Source organism: Phytomonospora sp. NPDC050363 (genome assembly GCF_040655735.1).
GTDB lineage: Bacteria > Actinomycetota > Actinomycetes > Mycobacteriales > Micromonosporaceae > Phytomonospora.
This window is the reverse complement of sequence record NZ_JBFAKK010000002.1, coordinates 235,464-256,074: the sequence shown is the minus strand read 5'-3', so window position 1 is coordinate 256,074 and position 20,611 is coordinate 235,464. Positions and strand designations below refer to the sequence as shown.

Below are 20,611 nucleotides of genomic sequence, written 5' to 3'. Positions count from 1 at the left end.
ATGGTATGCGCCATCGGCGTTTGCAGATCGTGGCCCACGTGGCGCTGCTCCTGGTGATTCCGATGCTCGCGGCGGTCATGTCATGGGGCCTGCGGGGACCGTCCGCGGAGATCGTGGCCGGGGCCGCCGGCACGCTCGCGGAGGCTCCCGCGGTGACCTTGGCGTACTCCTACGTCGATCCGACCGGACTCCAGTCCGACGGGACCTTGACGGTCACGGCGGACGGGTACGCGACCGGCACGATGGCCGACGAGGACACCGGCGTCGCCGCTTTCGTCGTCACACCGGAGGCGACCGCGGTCTACGGGGATGAGGACTGGTGGCTGCGGCGGGCGCCCGACCGGGTCAGTGCGGGACGGGACCGGTGGGTGTCACCGAGTGAGGGCACGGCGTTCCCGGTGGACATCGCCGCGGCATTGACCCCCTCGGCCGTCGGGGATCTTGTTTCGGCGGTCGCCGATGGCGGAGAGCTCACCGACGAGGGCGACGCCGTGGACGGGCGGCCGGTGGTCACGGTGAGGTCGGGTGGATGGACGCTGCTGCTGACCACCGAGACGCCCCGACGGGTGGTGTGGCTCGGCGGGCCGGTCGAGTCCGGGAAGCTGCACCCCGCCGGGTACACCGGTTCCGGATCGCCGATCGTGCCACTCGGGCTCGACGGCGACGCCGGCGTGGAGATCCGGCAGGTCGAGGGTGAGTCGGGAGGCGGCTACCTGTCGATGAGCCCGGAGCCGGCGGATTCCTCGGGCGCGGACAAGGCGAAGACCGACGCCTCGGGAACCATGTCGGGCAAGGGCACGACGCCGTCGGGGATGGCCACGCCGTCCGCGCCGAGCGCGCCCGGCGAGGCACCGCCGGAAGTGGAGAAGCCGACCACACTGGAACCGGCCTTCACGGTGGACTACGCCTTTGAGCCGGTCTGCGCGAGCGAGACGTGCAGCTGGTCGGCGACGGTGACCAACACCGGCACCGCGCCCGGCCACACGCACGTGACACTCATCGAAAGCCCCGGCGGCACCTCGGGGCCGCACGATCTCGGAGTGTTGCAGCCCGGGCAGTCCGGGGACGCCTCGAAGTCCCACCGCAATCAGGCGATCGGAACCGGCGGCTCGGTCACGGTGAGCTTCACGGCCCTCCCGTACGCCGTCGAACTGCACGGGGACCAGGATCGCTTCAATCGTCTGGTGGACAAGGGCTTCAACGGCGACAACCTTCCACCGCTACTGGACGGTATCGAGGGGAAGTATCTGCCCGATGTCCTCAAAGCCCTTGACCAGATGACCGATGACGGCGTGCCGGTGGACACGGCGGCGACGGCCGTGAAGACCGCCAGGGAGAAAAAGCTCCTCCCGGATCTCCGCACGCTGGCGCAGGCCGACGGTCGTCTCGAAGGCTTGGGAGTGTTGGCGAACAAGCTCGGCAAGCCCGCCAACCCCAGCGCCATGCAGGGCACCCTCGGCGAGTTCCGAGCGATCGCCAGAGTCCTGCGAGATCCGACCGTGCGGAAGGTCGAGTACGAGGGCGTGATCGACAATAAGCGCTCTGACCTGCTCATCGAACGCGACTCGGGCAACCAGGCCGTCCAGATCAAGACGATCGCCGGGAACAAGCTGGCGGGGCACATCAACGACGCCGTCAACCAGCTGAACGGGAAGAACGAACCAGACGGCAAGGGCATCCGCGAGAACGCCCCGGACGGATACGAGGCGGTGGTGTGGATCGACGTCGCACTGGAGAAGAACTCCGAGTTCTACTTCCACGACGAGGAGGAGTTCGAGATCGTGCTGTGGAACGAACTCCAGCTCGGCAACATCGACGCTTGCAAGGACCGGGACGAGCCTCTTCGATTCGACCGGCTGATCATCCGCAATGGGTCATCGATCCACGACAGTGACACGGGCGTCTACGAGTGGACCCGGGAAGAGGTCTGCGGCTGACCGCCAAGCTGCTTCGGCGTCGGCTGCTCGGATCCGTCGACGAGGGCCGGCTGGAGTTCGCTTAAACCCTGATCGGGCTTTCCGGCGCGGGTTCGGCCGGACCGTCGACGGCGAACCCGTGCCGCCCCACGCGTACGGTTCCCCACACCGGGTCGTCTGGACCGGTCGCACCCTGGAACGTCAGCCGGCGCCTCATCCGCCGCGCCGCCGACGGCGCGCTCACCACCCACGTGAGGATCAGCAGGAACACGGCCGCGCCGACCAGCGGCCAGAAACCGTTGATCACGGTATGCCACCCCGTGTCCGCCTCGAAGCCGATCACGCCGCCGGCGAGGAGGGCGGCGAAACCGCCGATCGTGGTCAGCACCCGCAAGACCTGCCCGGACAGCAGCGGTCGCATTCCCGGATCAGTGAGCAGGCGGGCGGCCTGGAGCGGCTGAGCGGCACCCTACGCGCAAGCCACGAACACCGCGACCTCCCCCATAGGCGACAGGCGAGTGTCGGCGGCTTCGGTTGGATGTCCTGGGTGATCTGCGTGGTCGCCATGGCGCCTTCCCTACCGGTCCAACGGTCACGGGGATCCGGTCAGGCTAGCGGCGGGCACCGGCGAGAACAACAGTCCATGATGGACGAATGATCGTTGGATCGACGGCAGGGCAAGGGCTCTGGACTCAGCCCACCGCATCGCCCGCAGCGGCGGCCTTCGGTCCGGCGAGGGCTTCGGCGATCGCGGCGAACTCGCTGAGTGCGGCTTCGAGGTCCTCGACGATCTCGCGGGCGATGACCTCCGGCGGGAGCTGGGAGTCGGCGTCGTCGAGGGCCGGGTCCTTGAGCCAGGTGATGTCGAGGTTGACCTTGTCGCGCTCAAGGAGCTCGGCGTACGTGAAGGGCCGGAAGCGCTCGGTCTCGACACGGTTCGAGCGCGGCTCGCCGGGCAGGTAGCAGTCGACGAAGTCGTCGAGGTGTTCGCGGCGCAGCGGGTTCTGCTTGAGGGTGAAGTGCTGGCCGACGCGGAAGTCGTAGACCCACAGGGTGTCGGTCCAGGGTTGGCCGGGGCGGGCGGTCTTCTTGTCGAAGAAGAGCACGTTGGCCTTGACCCCGCCGGCGTAGAAGATCCCGGTGGGCAGGCGCAGGAGGGTGTGGACGTCGAACTGGTTGAGCAGCCTACGCCGGACGGTCTCCCCGCCGCCGCCGTCGAAAAGGACGTTGTCGGGGACGACGACGGCCGCGCGGCCCGGGATGGCGAGCATCGAGGCGATGTGCTGGACGAAGTTGAGCTGCTTGTCGGTCGTGGTCGTCCAGAAGTCGTCGCGGTTATAAGAGATCGTCTCGCGACCGGCCTTGCCGTTCTCGCCGACGACGGTGATGGAGGACTTGACGCCGAAGGGCGGGTTGGCCAGGACGACGCTGGCATGCCGCGACGGCGGTGCGGCGAGGGCGTCCTTCACGACGATGGCGATTCGCCGTTGGGGCGGCCGATGCCGTGAATGAGCATGTTCATCGCGGCGAGGCGGGCGGTGCCGTCGACGATTTCGGTGCCGGTGATGGCGCCTTCGGCGAGCTTTTCGCGCTCTTCGCGGCTGAGGCGCGTGCTGTTCTCGGCGATGTACTCATATGCCGCGAGCAGGAAGCCGCCGGTGCCGCAGGCCGGGTCGGCGATCGTGTCGGCGGCGGTGGGCTGGACGCAGTCGACCATGGCGGTGATGAGCTCGCGCGGGGTGAAGTACTGGCCCGCGCCCGACTTGACGTCCTCGGCGCTCTTGTGGAGAAGTTCCTCGTAGGCGTCGCCTTTGACGTCGACTGACTCGCTGGACCACTTTTCTTTGTCGATCAGGTCGACGATGAGGCGTTTGAGTTTGGCGGGGTCCTGGATGATGCCTTCAACGGGACCAGTTCGGGGGATGTTCGCGAGGCGATCGGGTATCTGGAGGACGCTTCGGGGAAGTTCGAAACCGCTTCCGGGAGTGCGACCGGCGCAGCGACGAAGGCGACGGGCTGGGCCGCAGGGCTGTGAACGTGCGCCGGCCCCGGCTTCGCCGGGGCCGGGGCACGTGACTGATCAGTGGTCGAAGCCGCCGGATTTGATGCCGGTGATGAAGCCGGACCATTCAGCGGAGGACGCGAGGAAGGCGGGGCCTTCGCGGTCCTTGCTGTCGCGGACGGCGATGCGGGTGGGGAGGTCGGTGAGGGGGCCGACCTCGACGCAGTTGCCGCCGCCGCTGGGGCTATAGCTGCTGACACGCCAGGCAGCACGGGTCAAGGGGCGATCCATTCAGAGTCCTTCCGCGATGTCGGCGATGAAGCTCGCCGACTCTCCAGGAGTCAGCGCCGATCGGGAAATGTCAGCGTATACGCCTTCCAGACGGTCCAGCTTCTCCGGATCTTCGACAAACATCTTCGTCACGGCGGTCTCAGCGTAGGCGACGTCCGGGTACCGATCATCGAGTCCGAAGAGCGTAAAGCTGCCGCAGTAGCCCGCGTGCGAGACGGCGGAGAACGGCAGTACCCGGATGTCCACATTGGGGCGTTCATTGAATGCGAGCAGCCGGTGGAGCTGCACTTTCATGACCTTCGGGCCACCGAGGGCTCGCCGGAAGGCGCTCTCATCCAGGATCGCGGTGACCTTCGGCGCAGCATCCTTATCCAAGATTTCCTGGCGACGCATGCGAAGGCTCACCCACGGATCGATCTTCTCATCGGCAACCGCCGGCCCCTCGCAGGCACGGATGATGGCCTCTGCGTAGTCAGCAGTCTGGAACAGTCCGTGCACCATTTCGGACTCGAAACACCGAATGGTCTCGGCACGCGATTCCAGCCATGCATAGTCCGCGAAACTCGACTCCTGGCCCACCCCGACCATGCCGTCCCACCAGTCTCGCCGCCATGCGATGTCCCGCAACTCCATGAGGTTGGCACGTGTCCGCTCATCGGCGTTGTAGAAAGTCAGCAGCTCGGTGAGGTCGCCGCGTTTGATCGGGACGAGTGCGTTCTCCATCCGACTCATGGTCGACGAAGCGACCTCCAGGAAGTCAGCGGCTTCCACGATGCCGAGGTCGTTGTCTCCGCGTAGCCGCTTCAGGCTCTGCGCGAGCCATTGACTGCGCAGGCTCGGCCCGAGCGGGCGGCGGTGCGATTGCGGCATGGGAGCTCCCTAGTGGAAATTTCGATATGCGGTTGTTGCATATTCGTGATACCCATGCAATGCTAACACCAAGCGCGGCTCATGTGACTGGCAGTGATGTTCCCAGCTCAGACTGCCTGGGTAGGCGACATCCGTTGTCAGAACACGGATCGCGTGAGGAAAACGATCGAGGCGGGCCTGAGGTTTCGAAGGCCCGGACGGCCCGCCTCGATCTCCACTCAACGAGAGGAGCGATCGTGGATCGCACTCGCTGGCACCTGTCTGTCTATCACGCCCCGTATCACGCCAGCTACCACGTGCCCTACCGCCGTTTCGGCGTGGCACGCTTCGCCGGCGTTCCGGTCCCGTGGTTCGTCCGCCGCTGCCGGACCTGCGGCACCGCCTGGCCGTGCGCGCCCATCCTCGGCGCGCACCCGTCCTCCCCGAGGTTCATCCCCATCCAGACCTCACGCTCATGAACGCCCGCGACCCACAGGCCCGGCACACCCCGCCGCTCCCGTACCCGCCGTTCACGCTCCTGAACCGGCCGCCGGCGACTCCCCCGCCAACAGCCCGCCACCCTCAACTGTGGACGATCCAGCTCCACTGGTGGAACCGTCACACCCCACACCCCAACGAGCGCCACTGCCACTTCTGCCGCCAACTGTGGCCCTGCGCGTCGTGGTTCCACTGGGATGACCTGCTGCGCCGCTCCATCGGCCACCGCACCGGCCGCGACCCCGGTCTCTCGTAACCGGTTCGCCCACCTGCCCTCACACCACCTCACACCCCACCCGCGACACGACAGGGGCTCCGCATGCTCAAAACACTCTGGAAGATCATCGACCCGCCGACGTTCTTCCTGCGCCTGATCTGGGAAGGCATCCCCGCGGGCGTCACCGCGGCACTCTCCCTCTACGTCTCCTACCAGGCCCTCGCCCACCTCCATTGGGCACTCGCGCTCGCCTGCGCCGTCGGAGTCGGGCTCCTCGGGTGGCTCTTCGCCCAGTTCGTCCTCAACGGACTGACGCGCCTCGCCCCGCACCTCCGGCTCGACGACCACCTGCTTCGCAAGCACATCAAGGACTTCTCCGACCTCGACCTCGACCGCGAGGAACGCCACTACGCAACAATGCGCGCCCAGCACGCGCCCCGCTTCGGCAGCGAACGATGCCCCGTGTGCGATGTGCGCAGCCCCGTCCGCTGTCGCGGCCTCCTCGACGCCGAGCGCCACCATTACGCGCTGCGCACCGAACGTCGGCTCCGCGATGACCTCGCCCGGATCCGGGGCAAGGCCTCGGGCGGCCCCGAAACCGGCACCGGCCCGATAGACCCGGTCCACTCGACGGGGTGACCCGGCCAGGCGCTACCGGCCGCCACAGACCACTACAGGGCCCGACCGAACCCCGGCCGCCAACGCGAAAAGGGAGCCACCCCACGGCGTGCGGCCCGGGTGGCTCCATGACAAAAGGAATGTCACCAGTGAATCTACCCGATCTCACCCACCACGCCGTCACTCAGCTCTCCGGGTTCTCCCCGGCGACCGTTCACCTCGACCCGTTCACCGGCTTCCTGTTCGGCGCCGCGACCGCCCTGCTCGCCATCCTCGGCGCCGCAGCCGCCCGGCACATCGCCCGGCGTTGCGGCTGCACCCTCGGCGCCCTCGTCGACTGCGTGTTCAGGCAACTGGCCGCGCTGCTGATCCGGCGCGGCCGGGGACGCCACCGCATGTGGGACCACTACACGTCGCAACGCACCATCCGCGCCGACTTCGACCGGCTCAGCCGCTGGAGCTAGCCGCCGACCGAAGGTCAAGCCGCCGTGACGACCTCGTCGAGTGCCAGCGGCGCCGGGCGCGTGCGCTCCGCCCAGCGGGCCGCGAGCGGGACGGCGAGTCCGGCGGCGACGAACGCGGCGCCGAGGATAAGCCAGCCGCGCATGCCCTGCCCGATGACGAGCGCGACGAGCGCGGCCGGGGCGATGATCTCGGCGATCTGGAAACCGGTGTTGTACAGGCCCTGGAACTGGCCCTGGGCGTGCGCGGGCGCCAGGTCGAAGGACAGTCCCCAGCCCCCGGCTGCGTGCAGGAGTTCGCCGAAGACGTGCAGGAGCCCGCCGAGGCACAGCGCTGCGATGGCCAGGCCGACGGAGCGGTCGGCGGCGAGGGCGTAGAGCGCGCAGGCGCCGAAGAGCAGGAACCCGGCGTTGCGCTGGGCTCGCGCGGCTCCCCGGATCGTCGCGCTGCCACGGCTCACGCGGACCTGGAGGAGGATGATGAAGGTCGTGTTGAGCACGGCGAGCACCGAGACCATCCACGCCGGGGCCGAGGTGCGGCTGACCACCCACAGTGGAATGACGACGTTGAAGACCTGGAAGTGCACGGTCATCACGGCGTTGAGGGCGGTGAGGGCGACGTAGGGCTTGTCGCGCAGGGCGAGGGTGCGCGACTCCTTCTTCGCCGCCGGGGTCGGCTTGAGGGCGGGCACGCGCAGGTACATCAGGGCGGCGGTGAAGTAGAGCGCGACCGTGACGAGGATCAGGGCGACGTACACCTCGCGCCGGTCGACTTGCAGGGCGATCCCGGCCAGGGGCGCGCCGAGGGTCCAGCCGACGTTGGTCACCGACCGCAGGTACGCGCGGGTGCGGACCTGCTGTTCGGGCGGGACGCTGCCGGCGATCAGGGCGCCGCGGGCGGCGTGGGATCCGGTGCCCAGTACCGATACCAGGGCGGCGACGACGACGAAGCCGATGAAGTCGCCGACGAGGAGGTAGCCGAGGTCGACGACGGCGGCGGCGACGCCGAAGCCGACGGCGATGCCGCGGGGGCCGCGACGGTCGGCCCAGCCGCCGATGGGGACGCCGGCGAAGAGTCCGAGGCAGGCGGCCAGGGTCATGCCGAGGCCGACCTCGACTTCGGAGAGGCCGACGGACTTGTGGAAGTAGATGACCGAGACGGTGATGAACAGGCCGCGTCCGACGGAGCCGATGAGGGAGGCGTAGGTGAGGGCGCGGGCTGGGCCGGGGTCGGGCAGGAGGGCTTTGGCGCGGGTGATCAAGGGGGACGGCACACCGGCACGCTAGACCCCCGGAGGGACGGTTCTCACATCCTTAAGCGCTTGCAGTGATCAAGATCGCTGAACTCTCACCAGACGCACCCTGATCGCCTTCGACACCGGCGTGTGCGAACCCTTCGCCGTGTGGTCCAGCGGCACGAGGGGGTTCGCTTCCGGGAAGTACGCCGCGGCGCATCCCCGCGCGGTCGGGTACGCGATGACGCGGAAGTCGTGGACGTGGCGGTCGGTGTCGCCGGGCCATTCGCTGTGGATGTCGACCATGTCGCCGTCGGCCAGTCCGAGGTCGGTGAGGTCGTCGGGGTTGACCATGACCACGCGGCGGCCGTTGTGGATGCCTCGGTATCGGTCGTCGAGTCCGTAGATGGTGGTGTTGTACTGGTCGTGGCTGCGCAGGGTCTGGAGCAGCAGCCGCCCTTCGGGGATCTCGATGACGTCGAGGCCGCTCACGGTGAAGTGGGCCTTGCCGGTGGGGGTCTGGAAGACCCGCGCGTCGCGGGGCGGGTGCGGGAGAACGAATCCGGCGGTGCCGGCGACCTTCGCCTCGTAGTCGTGGAAGCCGGGCACGACGCGGGCGATGCGTTCGCGGATGAGCCGGTAGTCCTCGGCGAAGGCGCGCCACGGGATGCCCTCGCCCAGCAGCTCCCCGCCGAGGCGGCAGATGATGGCGACCTCGCTGAGCAGGTTCTCGCCGGCCGGTTCGAGTCGGCCCCGGGAGGCGTGGACGGCGCTCATGGAGTCCTCGACGGTGACGAACTGCTCGCCGGTGGCGCGCACGTCGGCCTCGGTGCGGCCGAGGGTCGGCAGGATCAGCGCGGTGCGGCCGCAGACGACGTGGGAGCGGTTGAGCTTGGTGGAGATCTGCACGGTGAGGCGGCAGTCGCGCAGGGCCGCCTCGGTGACGGCGGTGTCGGGTGTGGCGGCGGCGAAGTTGCCGCCGAGGCCGACGAAGACCTTGGCGGTGCCGTCGCGCATGGCCCGGATCGCGGCGACGGTATGGGTTCCGGGGTGCTCGGGGACGTGGAAGCCGAACTCGCGGCCGAGGTCGGCCGACCAGGCCGGCGGGTGCTCGTAGATGCCCATGGTGCGGTCGCCCTGGACATTGCTGTGGCCGCGCACGGGGCACAGCCCGGCACCGGGTCTGCCGATCATGCCCCGCAGCAGCTGGACGTTGACGATCTCCTGGATCGTGGCGACGGCGTCGCGATGCTGGGTGAGTCCCATGGCCCAGCAGACGACGATCCGCTCCGACTCGGCGAAGCGGCGGGCGAGCGCGTCGATGTCCTCAAGGGACAGTCCGGTCGCGGCGGTGACGGCGGCGGGGTCGACGTCGGCGATGTGGGCGGTGTACTCGGCCAGGCCCGCGGTTGATTCGTCCACAAAGGACCGGTCGAGGGCGTCCCATTCGACCAGGCGGTGCCCGATCCACTGGAACAGCGCGAGGTCGCCGCCGAGACGGATGGGCAGGTGCGCGTCGGCCAGGACGGTGCCCTTGCCGAGCATGCCGCGCACGGTCTGGGGGTTTTTGAAGCGCAGCAGCCCGGCCTCGGGGAGCGGGTTGACGGCGACGATGGACGCGCCGCCGCGTTTGGCCTTCTCCAGGGCGGTGAGCATGCGCGGGTGGTTGGTGCCGGGGTTCTGGCCGACGACGACGATCAGGTCGGCGGCGTGGACGTCGTCGAGGGTCACCGAGCCTTTGCCGATGCCGATCGTCTGGGTCAGTGCCACACCGGAGGACTCGTGGCACATGTTGGAGCAGTCGGGGAGGTTGTTGGTGCCGTAGGCGCGGGCGAGCAACTGGTAGAGGAAGGCGGCCTCGTTGCCGGTGCGGCCGGAGGTGTAGAACAGCGCCTGGTCGGGATTGTCCAATGCGGACAGTTCGGTGGCGAGCACGCCGATCGCCTCGTCCCAGGTGACCGGCTCGTAGTGGTCGGATCCCTCGCGGCGCAGCATTGGATGAGTGAGGCGGCCCCGCTTGCCGAGCCAGTGCTCGGTGCGGCCGGCGAGGTCGGTCAGGGAGTGGGCGGCGAAGAACTCCGGCCCGACGCGCTTGACGGTGGCCTCCTCGGCGACGGCCTTGGCGCCGTTCTCGCAGAACTCGGCGAGCTGCCGGTGCTCGGGGTCGGGCCAGGCGCAGCCCGGGCAGTCGAAGCCGTCGACCTTGTTCACCTTGAGCAGGGCGCGGGCGCTTCGGGACGCACCCATCTCGCGCAGGCTCGCCGACAGCCCCGCGCTCACGCCGGGCAGGCCGGCCGCCACGGACTTGGGCCCGGTGGACGTGAGTTTCTTTTCGCCCGGTTCCATGACCCCAACCTACGGCGTCACGGACGCGCCCGGGAAGGGAAACGATCATCGGGCGGAGGGCGCCGGGGGCCCGTGGGTCCCCGGCGCCCGAAACCGGCTCAGCACCAGCAGGCGCCGCACGGCTTCCCAGGGCAGCAGTGCCGGTAGCAGCCAGGCTGCGCACAGGTCTTCACCGGGCACTCCGCCGCCGCGGCGGAGGCCTTCGGCGCGAGCCGGTTCACCAGTTTGTCGGCGAGACGGGTCATCGAACGCATGGCTCATTCCCTTCGTCGATCTGTCGGACGCCGGTGGGCGTCACCTCGATCAGGATGGCGGGGTCAGGCCGCCGAAACCTTGAGCCGACCTTGAGCGGCGCCCGGCTACGGGCAGGCGCAGGGGCCGCAGGGTTTACCGGTGCAGCAGATCCGGAAGCAACCCGGCTGGTAGCAGTCCACGTCGCGGCACGTCGCCGGAATGACGGGCGCCCCTTGGCGCCACCCCGACAGACTGTCGCGAACCGCTCGCAAGAACCTTGAGCCGAACTTGCGCGGACGCCAATTCTCGCCTATCCGACAATCCGCCCACTCGAAAGCCTTGTCCCACATGCGATCGCGGCCCGGTTGACGGTTCCGCGCCGCCGACGGCACGCTATAGGTTGGCGGGCATGTCTGAGTTCGCTGAGTTCGCGCTGGGCATCGGCCTCGTCCTGCTCGCCGTCGGGCTCTCGGTGGCGCTGGTGGCCACCGCCCGCTGGGTCACCCGCAAGTACGCCTCACCCGGTTCGAGCCTCGCCCGGCTCGCCGACGAGGCCTACCTGCCCGCCCAGATCACCTTCGCCCTCGTCGCCGTCCAGATCGTCATCCCCTTCATCTGGTACTGGGAATGGCGGGTCCACGTCGACCTCGTCCTGCGCCTGGTGACCTTCGGCACCGTCGCGTGGCTGCTCATCGCCCTTCTGCACGTCGCCGAGGGCATGGTCATGAAACGCGTCGACAAGCCCGGCGAGTCGGCCATGGAGCGCCGCCGCCGCACCCAGGTCATCCTCATACGGCGCGTGTCGGTCGCCGGTGTCCTCGTCCTGTCGGTCAGCGCCGCCCTGGTGACCTTCCCGACCGTCCGCGCGATCGGCATGAGCATCCTCGCCTCGGCCGGCATCATCGGCATCGTCCTCGGCCTGGCCGCCCAGTCGTGGCTCAAAGGACTGTTCGCCGGCCTCCAGCTCGCCTTCGGCGACGCACTGCGCATCGGCGACGTCGTGGTCGTCGAGGGCGAGTGGGGGCACGTCGAGGAGATCACCCTGACCTACGTGGTCGTGCGGATCTGGGACAAGCGCCGCCTGGTGCTGCCCACCACCTACTTCACCGAGAACCCCTTCTACACCTGGACCCGCAGCTCCGTCGACATACTCGGCACCGTCGAACTCGACGTCGACTTCACCCTCCCCCTCGAACCCGTCCGCGAGGAGCTCCAGCGCATCGTCCGCGAGTGCGAGTACTGGGACGGCGACACCGTCCACCTCCAGGTGACCGAGGCCGTCGAAGGGCGCATGCGCCTGCGGGCCGTCGTGTCGGCCGCCGACGGCTCCGTGGTGTGGGATCTGCGCTGCCACGTGCGCGAAGGCCTGCTGAACTGGATCCGCGACAAGCACCCCGCGTCACTTCCCAAGATGCGGGCGGAACTGTCCGATGACCGGTCCTTGTAGGGTGGGGCCGCAGTCGGGGTTATAGGAGGAGCGGGCGTGGCGGATACCAGGACCGACCTGGCGGCGAAGGTTGACGCCGCCTGGTCGGCGTTCACCGGCGCGCTGGCGGAGGCCATCGGCCAGCTGCCCGAGGGCAGCGATCTCGAGCTGGTCCTCGACCCGACGGCCACCGGAACCGGGGAGGCCGTCTACGACGTGCAGATCTCGCGCCTCAAGGGCGAGGAGCTGCACGCCGACGCCACCAGCAACGCCACCCTGCCCGACGGCGTGAACCTCGACCGGACGACCATCGCGCACCTGGTCACGCTCGGCTGGCAGCCCCCGGGCGTCGTCGAGGGCGCCGGGGAGCGCTTCGGGCTGCGCCTGCCGCTGTCGGAGTCGCAGGACCTCGCCGAGATCATCACCCGCACCTTCCGGGACATGTACAACGCGCCCCACCCGGCGTTCCTGACCTACGACTTCACCGGCGACACCGAGGCCCCGACGCTGGCCACCGCGCGTCTGGCACCGAGCATCCCCGCCTCGACCGAGCCGCGCGCGATCACCTCCGAGGCCAGCGGGCTCGGGTCGGTCGTGCGCGAGGTCGTCGCGGCCATGCAGCGCACCGAGCCCGACCGGCTGTCCGTCGACGACAACGGCGAGATCAGCCTGCGGGCGGGTTCGGCGATGGTGTTCATCAAGTCGACCGACCGGCCCGCCGTGGTGGACGTGTACTCGCCGCTGCTGACCGAGGTCGACCCCAACGAGCGCCTGTACCGGGAGCTGTCGGAGCTCACCCAGCGCCTGCCGATCGGGCGCCTGTACTACCTCAGCGGGACGATCTGGGTCTCGGTGCCGGTGTACGGCCGCGACTTCCAGCCGACCCACCTGATGCTCGCCGTCGAGTCGATGACGCGGCTGGCCGACGACCTCGACGACCGGCTCCAGGGCAAGTTCGGCGGGCGGCGCTTCTTCGAGCCGGCCACCGACGCGCCCGAGGACGAGCCCCGCACGGGCATGTACCTGTAGCGAAGTCCACTGTGGAGAGCCTCGGGCGACATGCCCCGGGGCTCTTCGCGGTTTCGGGGGACTATGGCGCGGGCGACGGGAGAACGCCGTCAGGGTGGGTGTTCGTCCGGTCCACAGTGGCCCCAACGCCCCGGAACCCGGCCGAGGTTGCGGCGGGTTCCGGCGCGCGGCCGTTCGGCGTGGTCCTAGGAGACTCCGCCGACCTCTTGGCTGCAGTGGCTGCGCGTTCCACTGGTGACCACGCAGACCTGGATGGAGACGTAGTGCTCGTCGGTGACGTAGTTCCCCGAGTAGGTGGTGCAGGAGCCGTCGTTGACGGTGTCCTTGAAGGTCCCCTTCAGTGCCCAGTCCGTGTCGTCGAAGAGGGTCACCACCGCGGCTCCGCCATCGCTGTAGGTGTCGCAGACGGTGATCGACTCCCAGCCCTCGACGCCGGCCAGATCGGCGTCGAAGTAGGCCTTTCCGCCGGTACCGGTGGTGGTCACCCAGCCGATGTCGGAGCTCGCGTGGGCGGCGGCGGCGCTGCCGAGGACGATCGCGGCGACGGTCGCGGCCACCAGGGCCAGTCGGCGGGTCAGTTTCATGAGCGGACTCCAAAGGGACGGTGCCCGCCGAACCGGCGGGCGTATGCGTTCATGATCGCCTTTCGAGCGCATACCCGAGCGCATAGGTCCACAGTGGATGAATCACGCAACGAACCCCCGGCCGATGATCCGACCGGGGGCCTTTTCGACGGTTTCGTACCACTTGCTCAGTGCTTCGAAGAACCTACTTCTTCAGCGAGTCGACGAAGTTCGCCCACTCGCCCGCGCTGATCACGAGAGTCCCGCCGTCACGGTCCTTCGTGTCGCGCACACCGACGCCTACGCCGAGGTCAGCGACCTCCACACAGTTACCGGTCTGTCCACTACGCGTCGAGCGGCGCCACGTCGCGTAGTCTCTATATATCTCCACCATTGGTTCCTCTCAGCCCAGCTCGCTTTCCGCGGCGAGCTGGGCTATCTGTTGCACCGTCTCATCCCGACTCAAGGCATCTGACCTCAAGGCGTCGAAGACGGCTCTGCACACCTTAAGCTCGCCCGGTTCGTCCAGGTAGAGGTCCCCACCGACCGTTTCAAGGAACGCCACGGGCGGATCCTCGTCGCTGGCGTAGTCCAGCAGGGTGACCGAACCGGTGACACCGGCGTGGGCTCCCGCTGAGGTGGGGATCAACTGGATGGTGATGTTGGGCATCTCGGCGAGCTCGAGCAGGTGCGCCAGCTGCCCGCTCCGTACTTCTTTACCCCCGACGGGACGCTTCAAAGCGCCTTCGTCGAACATGGCGAAGAGAGCGGGCGGATCGTCGCTGTGCAGCCGTGCCTGACGTTCGGCGCGGGCCTGCACACGACGGTCGATCTGCGTGTGAGTCAGTGATTCCACCCCGGCGCGCTCCAGCACGGCGCGGGCGTACTCCTCGGTCTGAAGCAGCGCCGGGATCAAGACCGGTTCCCACGTGGAGATCCGTGACGCCTCGGACTCCAGTGCGATGTGGTCGAGATGCCGTTCGTCCACCACGCCGGCGTAGGCACGCCACCAGCCGGGGCGGCTGGCCTCCTTCGCCAGTTCCACCAGGGCGGACGCTTCGAGACCGTCTACTTTGTAGTGTTCGAGCAGGGCCTGCACGAACAGGGGCTTGGTCGCCGCCTGCCCGCGTTCCATGCGCGAGATCGTCGTCTTGTGCACACTGATGACCTCGGCGGCGTCCTCCATGCTGACCTTGGCCGAGCGCCGATGTTCACGGAGCGCTATGCCGAGTCGGCGCCTGCGGACGGTGTTGGTGGCCATGGCGTGATCCTCCCACAGCATGGAGACTGACACGTAGTGCGAAATCTCCGTCTGCTAGTTGCGTTTCGCCATTCGTCGTGTGAGACTACCTGTGACCCAAGCCACGAGCACTCGGGTGGGAGCAGTGCGATGAAGTCCCGGCTCAAGCACGACGCGACACGTGAGGCGATCAACGCGATCGACTCGCTGGAGTCCCTTCAGGACCGCGCGCGCGAGCTGCTGCGCTCCTACATCCAGGGCGACCAGCTGTCCGACGTGTGTTCCGCGCGCGAAGCCGGGTTCCACCTGAAGAACGCCGTCGACGACATCGTCCGGCAGCTCTGCCAGCTCGCCGACGCCGAAGTGTCGTCGCGGGCGCTGCGCGCCGAGGCCGAGGCGGGTCAGAAGTAGACGTCCCCGGTGTCGTGCGCCTTGGTGGCCACGGTGCCGGGTGACAAGAACTCGCGCGGTGCCACCGCCGCGCAGGCCGGGCCGCCCGGCGGCCAGTACGGCGACCTAGAACCGCGCCCTGGTGGGGCTGGCTACTGTCAGCCGGGCGGCCTCTCGCAAAGGCGCCGGGCGCCCGAAAGCGCCCGGCGATCGGTTGTCTAGGCGGCGATCCAGGCCAGTTCGGTCTTCCCCGTCAGATCGGTGGCCTTCAGCCCCGCGTAGGACAGCGTCCACAGTGTCTCGCCGACGATCAGCGAACGGTTGATGGTCGAGGCGTAGAGATCGGCGCCCTCGTGGGCGACCACGCCGACCTTCGTCAGTCCGGTGTCCTCCACCCGCAGCAGCAGCGCGCCGCCGGGGTTCTCCCCGCCGTCGTCGAAGGTCCAGCTCGGCCCGATCGGCACCACCAGCAGCCGCGTGGGCTCCCAGTAGAGGAAGGCGTGCGGGTCGTACTGCGCCTCGGATGTGGCGCCGGAGACCTCGTAGTCGGCGAGCTTGCCGGGAGCGGCGGGATTCGACACGTCGAAGAGCGAGATCTGCGCCGCCGTCGCCATTCCGGTCTCGGTCGCCTCCTGCCCGACCCCGATGAGCCGGCCCGGCCCGACCGGGTGCAGGTAGGAGGAGAAGCCGGTGATCTTCAGCTCCCCGTCGACCTTCGGCGCCGCCGGAACCGACAGATCCACCACATAAAGGGGATCGGTCTGCCGGAAGGTGACCACGTAGGCCGTCGGCCCGACATAACGGACGGCGTAGATCTGCTCGTCCCTGCCGAGCCCTTCGACCCGCCCGACCTCGACGAGCCCCTCGCCGTCCTGCTTGAACACGTAGACGCCGCTGTGCGACTTCGCCCCCGACCGCATCGAGAACGGGTCGCTCGTCGTCGCCACCCGCAGGTGGCCCTCGAACTCCGACATCGAGTACTGGTTGAGCACATAACCGGGCACGGTCCCCGAGGCGGCGTAGACCGGCGGGCCGGGCTGCGACACGTCGAAGCGGTACAGCTCGGTGCCCGCCTCGGCCGCCTTGGCGGCGAAGGCGCGGCGGTCGTTGGCGACGTACAGCGCCGACGGTGAGCCGTAAACCGTCTGCCCGTCGGCGACGATCGACACGGGAGCGCCGTCCCCGAGCGGGCCGGCGAGGTCGAAGGTCAAGACCGTGAGCATCGAGGTCGCCGAGTACGAGAAGGCGTGCCTCATCGACTCACAGCCGACCGTGCCCTCGCTCACCTGCCCGTCGGCGCCCTGGTGCCGGTAACGCGGCATCCAGTCGCCGATCGTGGACGCGTTCACCGCGTCGCGGTTGCGCGCGGCGGCCACCGAGGGCGAATCGTTCCCGTCGCCCTCCGGGAAGCGCAGCTGCGGACTGGAGCTCGCCACGACCCGCACGACGCTGCCGTACTGCCGCGTGTCGACCTCGCTGCCGGTGAAGGAGAAGGTCTCGGTGACCGCGCCCACCGCGAGGTCCACCACGGCGATCTGGAGGCCCGTGGCGCCGTTCCAGGGCTTGCCGTTGGCGTCGGCGGGGAGGTCGTGGACCGCCTGGTCCTGGCTGAGCACGAGGACCTTGTCACCCGACAGCAGCATCGAGCTCGCGCCGTAGTACATGCCGCCGCCCGGAGTGTTGAGCGGGATGTCCTTCAGGACCGTCCGGCCGGCCGTGTCGACCACGCGCAGGGAGCCGTCCCGCAGGGTCAGGATGCGCCTGCCGTCGGTCTTGACGATGTCGGGCTCGTCGATCCCCGCCTCCTGGACGTTCGTCGTCGAGTAGGGCGCCGCGGCGTCCGTCGCCGACTCCGGCGCGGCCCCCTTGGCGTCCCCGGCGGCGGCGTCGGGCCCGCTGAACTCCTCGGAGTTGCCGCCGCCGTCGATGTCGACCCCCCATGGGCCGATGTAGGGCAGGATCGCCTCGCGCAGGCTCGTCAGAGCGTGGTCGCAGGAGTCGTAGGAGGCGAGTTTCGCGTCGACCGGCGGCCTGAGGTCGGCCGTGTCCTCGCGGGAGGTGCAGGCGGAGAGGAGCCCCGCGACGAGGAGGAGGGGCACCACCACTGCGGGGGGCATGGGCTTGGTGTCACGCATGCCGCTTGGACGTCGAGGTACGGAACGTGGTTCCGCCGAGGCTGCGACCCCGATCACCCCACCGCTCCCCCGCCCGCCCGCCGCTCGTTGTACCGGGCGGCGCCGCCCCCGCGGCCGCCCGAAATATCCGATCGGACGGGCCGAAGGCCGCGCCCGGGCAAGTACGATCCAAATCCGGTACGCCCGGTCCCCTTGACGACCGGCCTGCTCTTCGAAGGACCTCGATGACCGACACCAGCGCAACGTCGCGCACCTACCTCCTTTGCCCTCCGGAGCACTACACCGTCTCCTACGCCATCAACCCGTGGATGGACACCTCCACGCCGGTCGACACCACGCTCGCCATCGGCCAGTGGGCGAAGCTGTGCGAGGCCCTCACCGACCACGGCCACACGGTGTACACCGTCGAGCCCGAGGCGGGGCTGCCGGACATGGTCTACGCCGCCAACGGCGCCTTCATGGTCGACGGCGCGGTCTACGGCGCCCGCTTCCGCTACCCGCAGCGCCAGCCGGAGGCCGCCGCGTACGAGAAGTGGTTCCGGGCCGGCGGCTGGCGCTTCGTGGCCCCGACGGAGACCAACGAGGGCGAGGGCGACTTCGCCTACGTGCCGGGGCCGGGGTTCATCCTCGCCGGGTACGGGTTCCGCACCGACCCCCGCGCGCACGCCGAGGCGGGCGAGGCGCTGGGCCGGCCGGTGGTGTCGCTGAAGCTGGTCGACGACCGCTTCTACCACCTCGACACGGCCCTGGCCGTCCTCGACGACGAGACGATCACGTACTACCCGCAGGCGTTCAGCGCGTCCTCGCGGAAGGTGCTCCGCCAGCTCTTCCCCGGCGCGGTCCTCGCCGACGAGGCCGACGCCCTGGCCTTCGGGCTCAACCTGGTCTCCGACGGCCGCAACGTGTTCCTCAACGCCGAGGCGCGCGGAATGGCGGCGAAGGTCGAGGCCCGCGGCTACGTGCCGGTGCCGGTCGACCTGTCGGAGCTGAAGAAGGGCGGGGGCAGCGTGAAGTGCTGCATCTCGGAGTTGCGGACTTAAAGCGCTCGAAGAGCGCGTGCGACGTCGAAACCGGACCCGGCTTTGCGGCCGGGTCCGGTTCCCTTTTTATTCGGTCCGCCAGAAATCTCCGGTGAGTCCTATCCCGGCGAAGAAAACACCGGCCTCGCCGGGCGTGCGCCTGCGGTACTCGCGAGTCATCCGGCCGTGATACCAGCGAGTCGCCAGCGTCCACAAAGTCCTCAAGTCGAGCACTTCGCCCTTTTGTGAACCGGTTCGGGCACACCATTCGTCCACATGCGCCGGACGGCAGAAGAGAAGCTGGGACGAACAGGTCGCCACGACGTCGTCCCACTGACGCAGAACGGGCACCGGGAGATGCGCCACCCAGGGTTCGATGGGCGCGCGGTCGGGCTTGACGTCCAAGGCCATGGCCGCCCCGCAGCCGCCGCAGTGCGTCGCGACCAGGCAGGTGCGGCCGACGAGGGCGGGGATGGCGAAGGAGTCCCAAGCGCACCCTCCCCACCATTTCTGCGCCGGCCCGGCGACGACGAAACCCATTGGCGCCGAGGCCCAAGGATGGGCCATGACGATTTCACGGTGTGTTTCGTCGAGCACGACGAGATGTCCGTCGTGGAGTTTGCGCAGTGCCGCGAGCACGCCCGACTCGTCGAGCCCGTGCGCCCGCCCTATGTCCATTAAGGATGGTGGCTCCCCGTTGCGCGCGAACCAGTCGTAGACGAACGTTCTAATGTCGACGAGATCGGCTGCCATGCGGCCTGAGGGTAGCGGCTTCGCGACCGCACCGGTTAGGTTCCTACAGGTGACGGATGCGACAGTTACCAAACGAGCACTGGTCATCCCCGGCGGCCGCGGCGGGCCCTACACGCCTTGGTGCGCCTATCCCGCCGACGCCGCCGAATACCGCGGCGCCGAGGTCGAGTACTTGTGGTGGAGCCGCATGGATCCCGGCGTCGGTCTCGCGCACTTGGCCGACGACGAGCGCGGCCCCTGGACCGAGGTCGACCTCAAGCCGGCCTTCGAGAAGTACGGACCGGACCGGCCGCTGGTGATCGCCAAGTCGCTGGGCACCTTCGCCTCCCCGTTGGCCGCCGACCACGAGACGCCCGCCGTCTGGCTGACGCCGCTGCTGACCAGCCCGTGGGTGGTGGCCGGCCTGCGGCGCGCGACCGCGCCCTTCCTGCTCGTCGGCGGGACCGGTGACCCGTCCTGGAATCCGGAGCTGGCAAGGGAACTGACGCCCTGGGTGCACGAGATCCCCGGCGCCGACCACGGCTTCTACGTGCCCGGCCCGCTCAGCGGGTCGCTGGCCGCGATGGCCGGGATCGTCGAGGCCGTCGAGACCTTCCTCGACGAGACCGTGTGGCCCGCCCGCGAGCGCCCGGTGCGTCCGAGATGACCGACGCCTACCGCGATCCGCGTCTGGCCGCGACCTACGACCCGCTCAACCGCTGGGGTCCGGGCGACGACTTCTACCTCGGGCACGTCATGGGCGCCGCGTCGGTGCTCGACATCGGTTGCGGCACCGGGGAACTGCTGTCCCGGGCCCGCCGGGAAGGCCACACCGGCGACCTGGCCGGCGTCGATCCGGCGCCGGCGATGCTGGCCGCCGCGAAGGCCAAGCGCTCCGACGTCGCCTGGTACGCCGGCGACGCGCGCACGCTCGACCTCAGCCGCCGCTTCGAGCTGATCCTCATGACCGGGCACGCCTTCCAGGCGCTGCTCGACGACGATGACGTGCGCGCGGCCCTCGACCGCTTCGCCCGCCACCTCGTGTGGGGCGGGACGCTGGCCTTCGAGACGCGCGATCCGGCCGCGAAGGCCTGGGAGCACTGGACTCCGGCGGAGACCTCGACGCGGGTGCGCTCGGCTCTGGGTGAGGACTTCACCGTCTCGCACGAGCTGCTCGGGACGCGCGAACCCGACCTGGTGGACTTCCGCACGGCATACCGCTCGCACGACACCGACGAGTCGTTCACCGACGACGGCACCTTGCGCTTCATCGACCCCGAGCATCTCGCCAAGCTCGTCGCCGCGTCCGGCTTCGTCGTCGAGAACCGTTACGGCGACTGGGATCGAAGGCCCTGGACGGCCGGCAGCCCAGAGATCGTCACGGTCGCGACGCTGGCGTAGCCGACTTCC

23 protein-coding genes are annotated in these 20,611 nt (G+C 69.1%); 11 read left to right on the top strand and 12 right to left on the bottom strand.

Translation table 11 applies throughout. The features are described from left to right. Positions 1 to 38 precede the first annotated feature (38 nt). The gene (locus AB0I28_RS05650) at positions 39 to 1,937 is read left to right on the top strand and encodes a hypothetical protein (RefSeq protein ID WP_357489831.1); all 1,899 of its coding nucleotides are present in this window, start codon (positions 39 to 41) and stop codon (positions 1,935 to 1,937) included. Positions 1,938 to 1,998: 61 nt separating this feature from the next. On the opposite strand, the gene AB0I28_RS05645 is transcribed toward AB0I28_RS05650, so the two are convergent. The 5 genes from AB0I28_RS05645 to AB0I28_RS05625 all read right to left on the bottom strand — a co-directional run bounded on the left by AB0I28_RS05645 (position 1,999) and on the right by AB0I28_RS05625 (position 5,079). Continuing rightward, complete coding sequence (locus AB0I28_RS05645; RefSeq protein WP_357489829.1) at positions 1,999 to 2,337, bottom strand: hypothetical protein; 339 nt, start codon at positions 2,335 to 2,337, stop codon at positions 1,999 to 2,001. Positions 2,338 to 2,608: 271 nt separating this feature from the next. Beyond that, on the bottom strand, positions 2,609 to 3,385 hold the full coding sequence (locus AB0I28_RS05640; protein ID WP_357489827.1) for an N-6 DNA methylase: 777 nt from the start codon (positions 3,383 to 3,385) through the stop codon (positions 2,609 to 2,611). Beyond that, on the bottom strand, positions 3,382 to 3,768 hold the full coding sequence (locus AB0I28_RS05635; protein ID WP_357490842.1) for an N-6 DNA methylase: 387 nt from the start codon (positions 3,766 to 3,768) through the stop codon (positions 3,382 to 3,384). The genes AB0I28_RS05640 and AB0I28_RS05635 overlap by 4 nt, the downstream gene beginning before the upstream one ends. 228 nt (positions 3,769 to 3,996) lie before the next feature. After that, entirely contained in the window at positions 3,997 to 4,209 is a 213-nt protein-coding gene (locus tag AB0I28_RS05630; protein WP_357489825.1) for a DUF397 domain-containing protein, read from the bottom strand. Further along, the gene (locus tag AB0I28_RS05625) at positions 4,210 to 5,079 is read right to left on the bottom strand and encodes a helix-turn-helix transcriptional regulator (protein ID WP_357489823.1); all 870 of its coding nucleotides are present in this window, start codon (positions 5,077 to 5,079) and stop codon (positions 4,210 to 4,212) included. 236 nt (positions 5,080 to 5,315) lie between these two features. Here AB0I28_RS05625 and AB0I28_RS05620 point away from each other — a divergent pair, with 236 nt between their 5' ends. The 4 genes from AB0I28_RS05620 (at position 5,316) to AB0I28_RS05605 (ending at position 6,855) form a co-directional block, all read left to right on the top strand. After that, positions 5,316 to 5,537 carry a hypothetical protein gene (locus AB0I28_RS05620; protein WP_357489821.1) on the top strand — a complete coding sequence of 74 codons (222 nt, stop codon included), beginning with the start codon at positions 5,316 to 5,318 and terminating at the stop codon, positions 5,535 to 5,537. Then, a complete protein-coding gene (locus AB0I28_RS05615; protein ID WP_357489819.1) occupies positions 5,534 to 5,812 on the top strand; it encodes a hypothetical protein in 279 nt (92 codons plus the stop codon). The genes AB0I28_RS05620 and AB0I28_RS05615 overlap by 4 nt, the downstream gene beginning before the upstream one ends. Before the next feature lie 63 nt (positions 5,813 to 5,875). Further along, positions 5,876 to 6,412, top strand: a complete 537-nt coding sequence (locus AB0I28_RS05610; RefSeq protein WP_357489817.1) for a hypothetical protein — start codon at positions 5,876 to 5,878, stop codon at positions 6,410 to 6,412. 128 nt (positions 6,413 to 6,540) lie between these two features. Beyond that, entirely contained in the window at positions 6,541 to 6,855 is a 315-nt protein-coding gene (locus AB0I28_RS05605) for a hypothetical protein (protein WP_357489815.1), read from the top strand. Between the two features lie 14 nt (positions 6,856 to 6,869). On the opposite strand, the gene AB0I28_RS05600 is transcribed toward AB0I28_RS05605, so the two are convergent. Both AB0I28_RS05600 and AB0I28_RS05595 read right to left on the bottom strand, forming a co-directional pair. Further along, positions 6,870 to 8,126 (bottom strand): MFS transporter, encoded by a 1,257-nt coding sequence (locus AB0I28_RS05600; RefSeq protein WP_357489813.1) that lies wholly within the window; start codon positions 8,124 to 8,126, stop codon positions 6,870 to 6,872. Positions 8,127 to 8,183: 57 nt separating this feature from the next. Then, positions 8,184 to 10,433 carry an FdhF/YdeP family oxidoreductase gene (locus AB0I28_RS05595; protein ID WP_357489811.1) on the bottom strand — a complete coding sequence of 750 codons (2,250 nt, stop codon included), beginning with the start codon at positions 10,431 to 10,433 and terminating at the stop codon, positions 8,184 to 8,186. Between the two features lie 643 nt (positions 10,434 to 11,076). Here AB0I28_RS05595 and AB0I28_RS05590 point away from each other — a divergent pair. After that, positions 11,077 to 12,114 (top strand): mechanosensitive ion channel domain-containing protein, encoded by a 1,038-nt coding sequence (locus tag AB0I28_RS05590; protein ID WP_357489809.1) that lies wholly within the window; start codon positions 11,077 to 11,079, stop codon positions 12,112 to 12,114. A gap of 36 nt (positions 12,115 to 12,150) precedes the next feature. Then, the gene (locus AB0I28_RS05585) at positions 12,151 to 13,122 is read left to right on the top strand and encodes a hypothetical protein (RefSeq protein ID WP_357489807.1); all 972 of its coding nucleotides are present in this window, start codon (positions 12,151 to 12,153) and stop codon (positions 13,120 to 13,122) included. A 185-nt stretch (positions 13,123 to 13,307) separates the two neighbouring features. Here AB0I28_RS05585 and AB0I28_RS05580 read toward each other — a convergent pair whose 3' ends face one another. The 3 genes from AB0I28_RS05580 to AB0I28_RS05570 form a co-directional block, all read right to left on the bottom strand. Beyond that, entirely contained in the window at positions 13,308 to 13,706 is a 399-nt protein-coding gene (locus tag AB0I28_RS05580; protein WP_357489805.1) for a hypothetical protein, read from the bottom strand. A 184-nt stretch (positions 13,707 to 13,890) separates the two neighbouring features. Then, positions 13,891 to 14,079 (bottom strand): DUF397 domain-containing protein, encoded by a 189-nt coding sequence (locus AB0I28_RS05575; RefSeq protein WP_357489803.1) that lies wholly within the window; start codon positions 14,077 to 14,079, stop codon positions 13,891 to 13,893. 9 nt (positions 14,080 to 14,088) lie between these two features. After that, positions 14,089 to 14,946: a helix-turn-helix transcriptional regulator gene (locus tag AB0I28_RS05570; protein ID WP_357489801.1), complete on the bottom strand. Its 858-nt coding sequence runs from the start codon at positions 14,944 to 14,946 to the stop codon at positions 14,089 to 14,091. A 129-nt stretch (positions 14,947 to 15,075) separates the two neighbouring features. On the opposite strand from AB0I28_RS05570, the gene AB0I28_RS05565 reads away from it, so the two are divergent. Next, positions 15,076 to 15,336: a hypothetical protein gene (locus AB0I28_RS05565; RefSeq protein ID WP_357489799.1), complete on the top strand. Its 261-nt coding sequence runs from the start codon at positions 15,076 to 15,078 to the stop codon at positions 15,334 to 15,336. A 197-nt stretch (positions 15,337 to 15,533) separates the two neighbouring features. On the opposite strand, the gene AB0I28_RS05560 is transcribed toward AB0I28_RS05565, so the two are convergent. Then, positions 15,534 to 17,432, bottom strand: a complete 1,899-nt coding sequence (locus AB0I28_RS05560) for a beta-propeller domain-containing protein (protein WP_357489797.1) — start codon at positions 17,430 to 17,432, stop codon at positions 15,534 to 15,536. Between the two features lie 242 nt (positions 17,433 to 17,674). Here AB0I28_RS05560 and ddaH point away from each other — a divergent pair, with 242 nt between their 5' ends. Then, on the top strand, positions 17,675 to 18,490 hold the full coding sequence (gene ddaH, locus AB0I28_RS05555) for a dimethylargininase (protein WP_357489795.1): 816 nt from the start codon (positions 17,675 to 17,677) through the stop codon (positions 18,488 to 18,490). A gap of 66 nt (positions 18,491 to 18,556) precedes the next feature. On the opposite strand, the gene merB is transcribed toward ddaH, so the two are convergent. Next, on the bottom strand, positions 18,557 to 19,222 hold the full coding sequence (gene merB, locus AB0I28_RS05550) for an organomercurial lyase (protein ID WP_357489793.1): 666 nt from the start codon (positions 19,220 to 19,222) through the stop codon (positions 18,557 to 18,559). Between the two features lie 49 nt (positions 19,223 to 19,271). Here merB and AB0I28_RS05545 point away from each other — a divergent pair, with 49 nt between their 5' ends. Both AB0I28_RS05545 and AB0I28_RS05540 read left to right on the top strand, forming a co-directional pair. Continuing rightward, positions 19,272 to 19,868 (top strand): alpha/beta hydrolase, encoded by a 597-nt coding sequence (locus tag AB0I28_RS05545; protein WP_357489791.1) that lies wholly within the window; start codon positions 19,272 to 19,274, stop codon positions 19,866 to 19,868. Next, entirely contained in the window at positions 19,865 to 20,602 is a 738-nt protein-coding gene (locus tag AB0I28_RS05540; protein ID WP_357489789.1) for a class I SAM-dependent methyltransferase, read from the top strand. The genes AB0I28_RS05545 and AB0I28_RS05540 overlap by 4 nt, the downstream gene beginning before the upstream one ends. Positions 20,603 to 20,611: the final 9 nt, after the last annotated feature.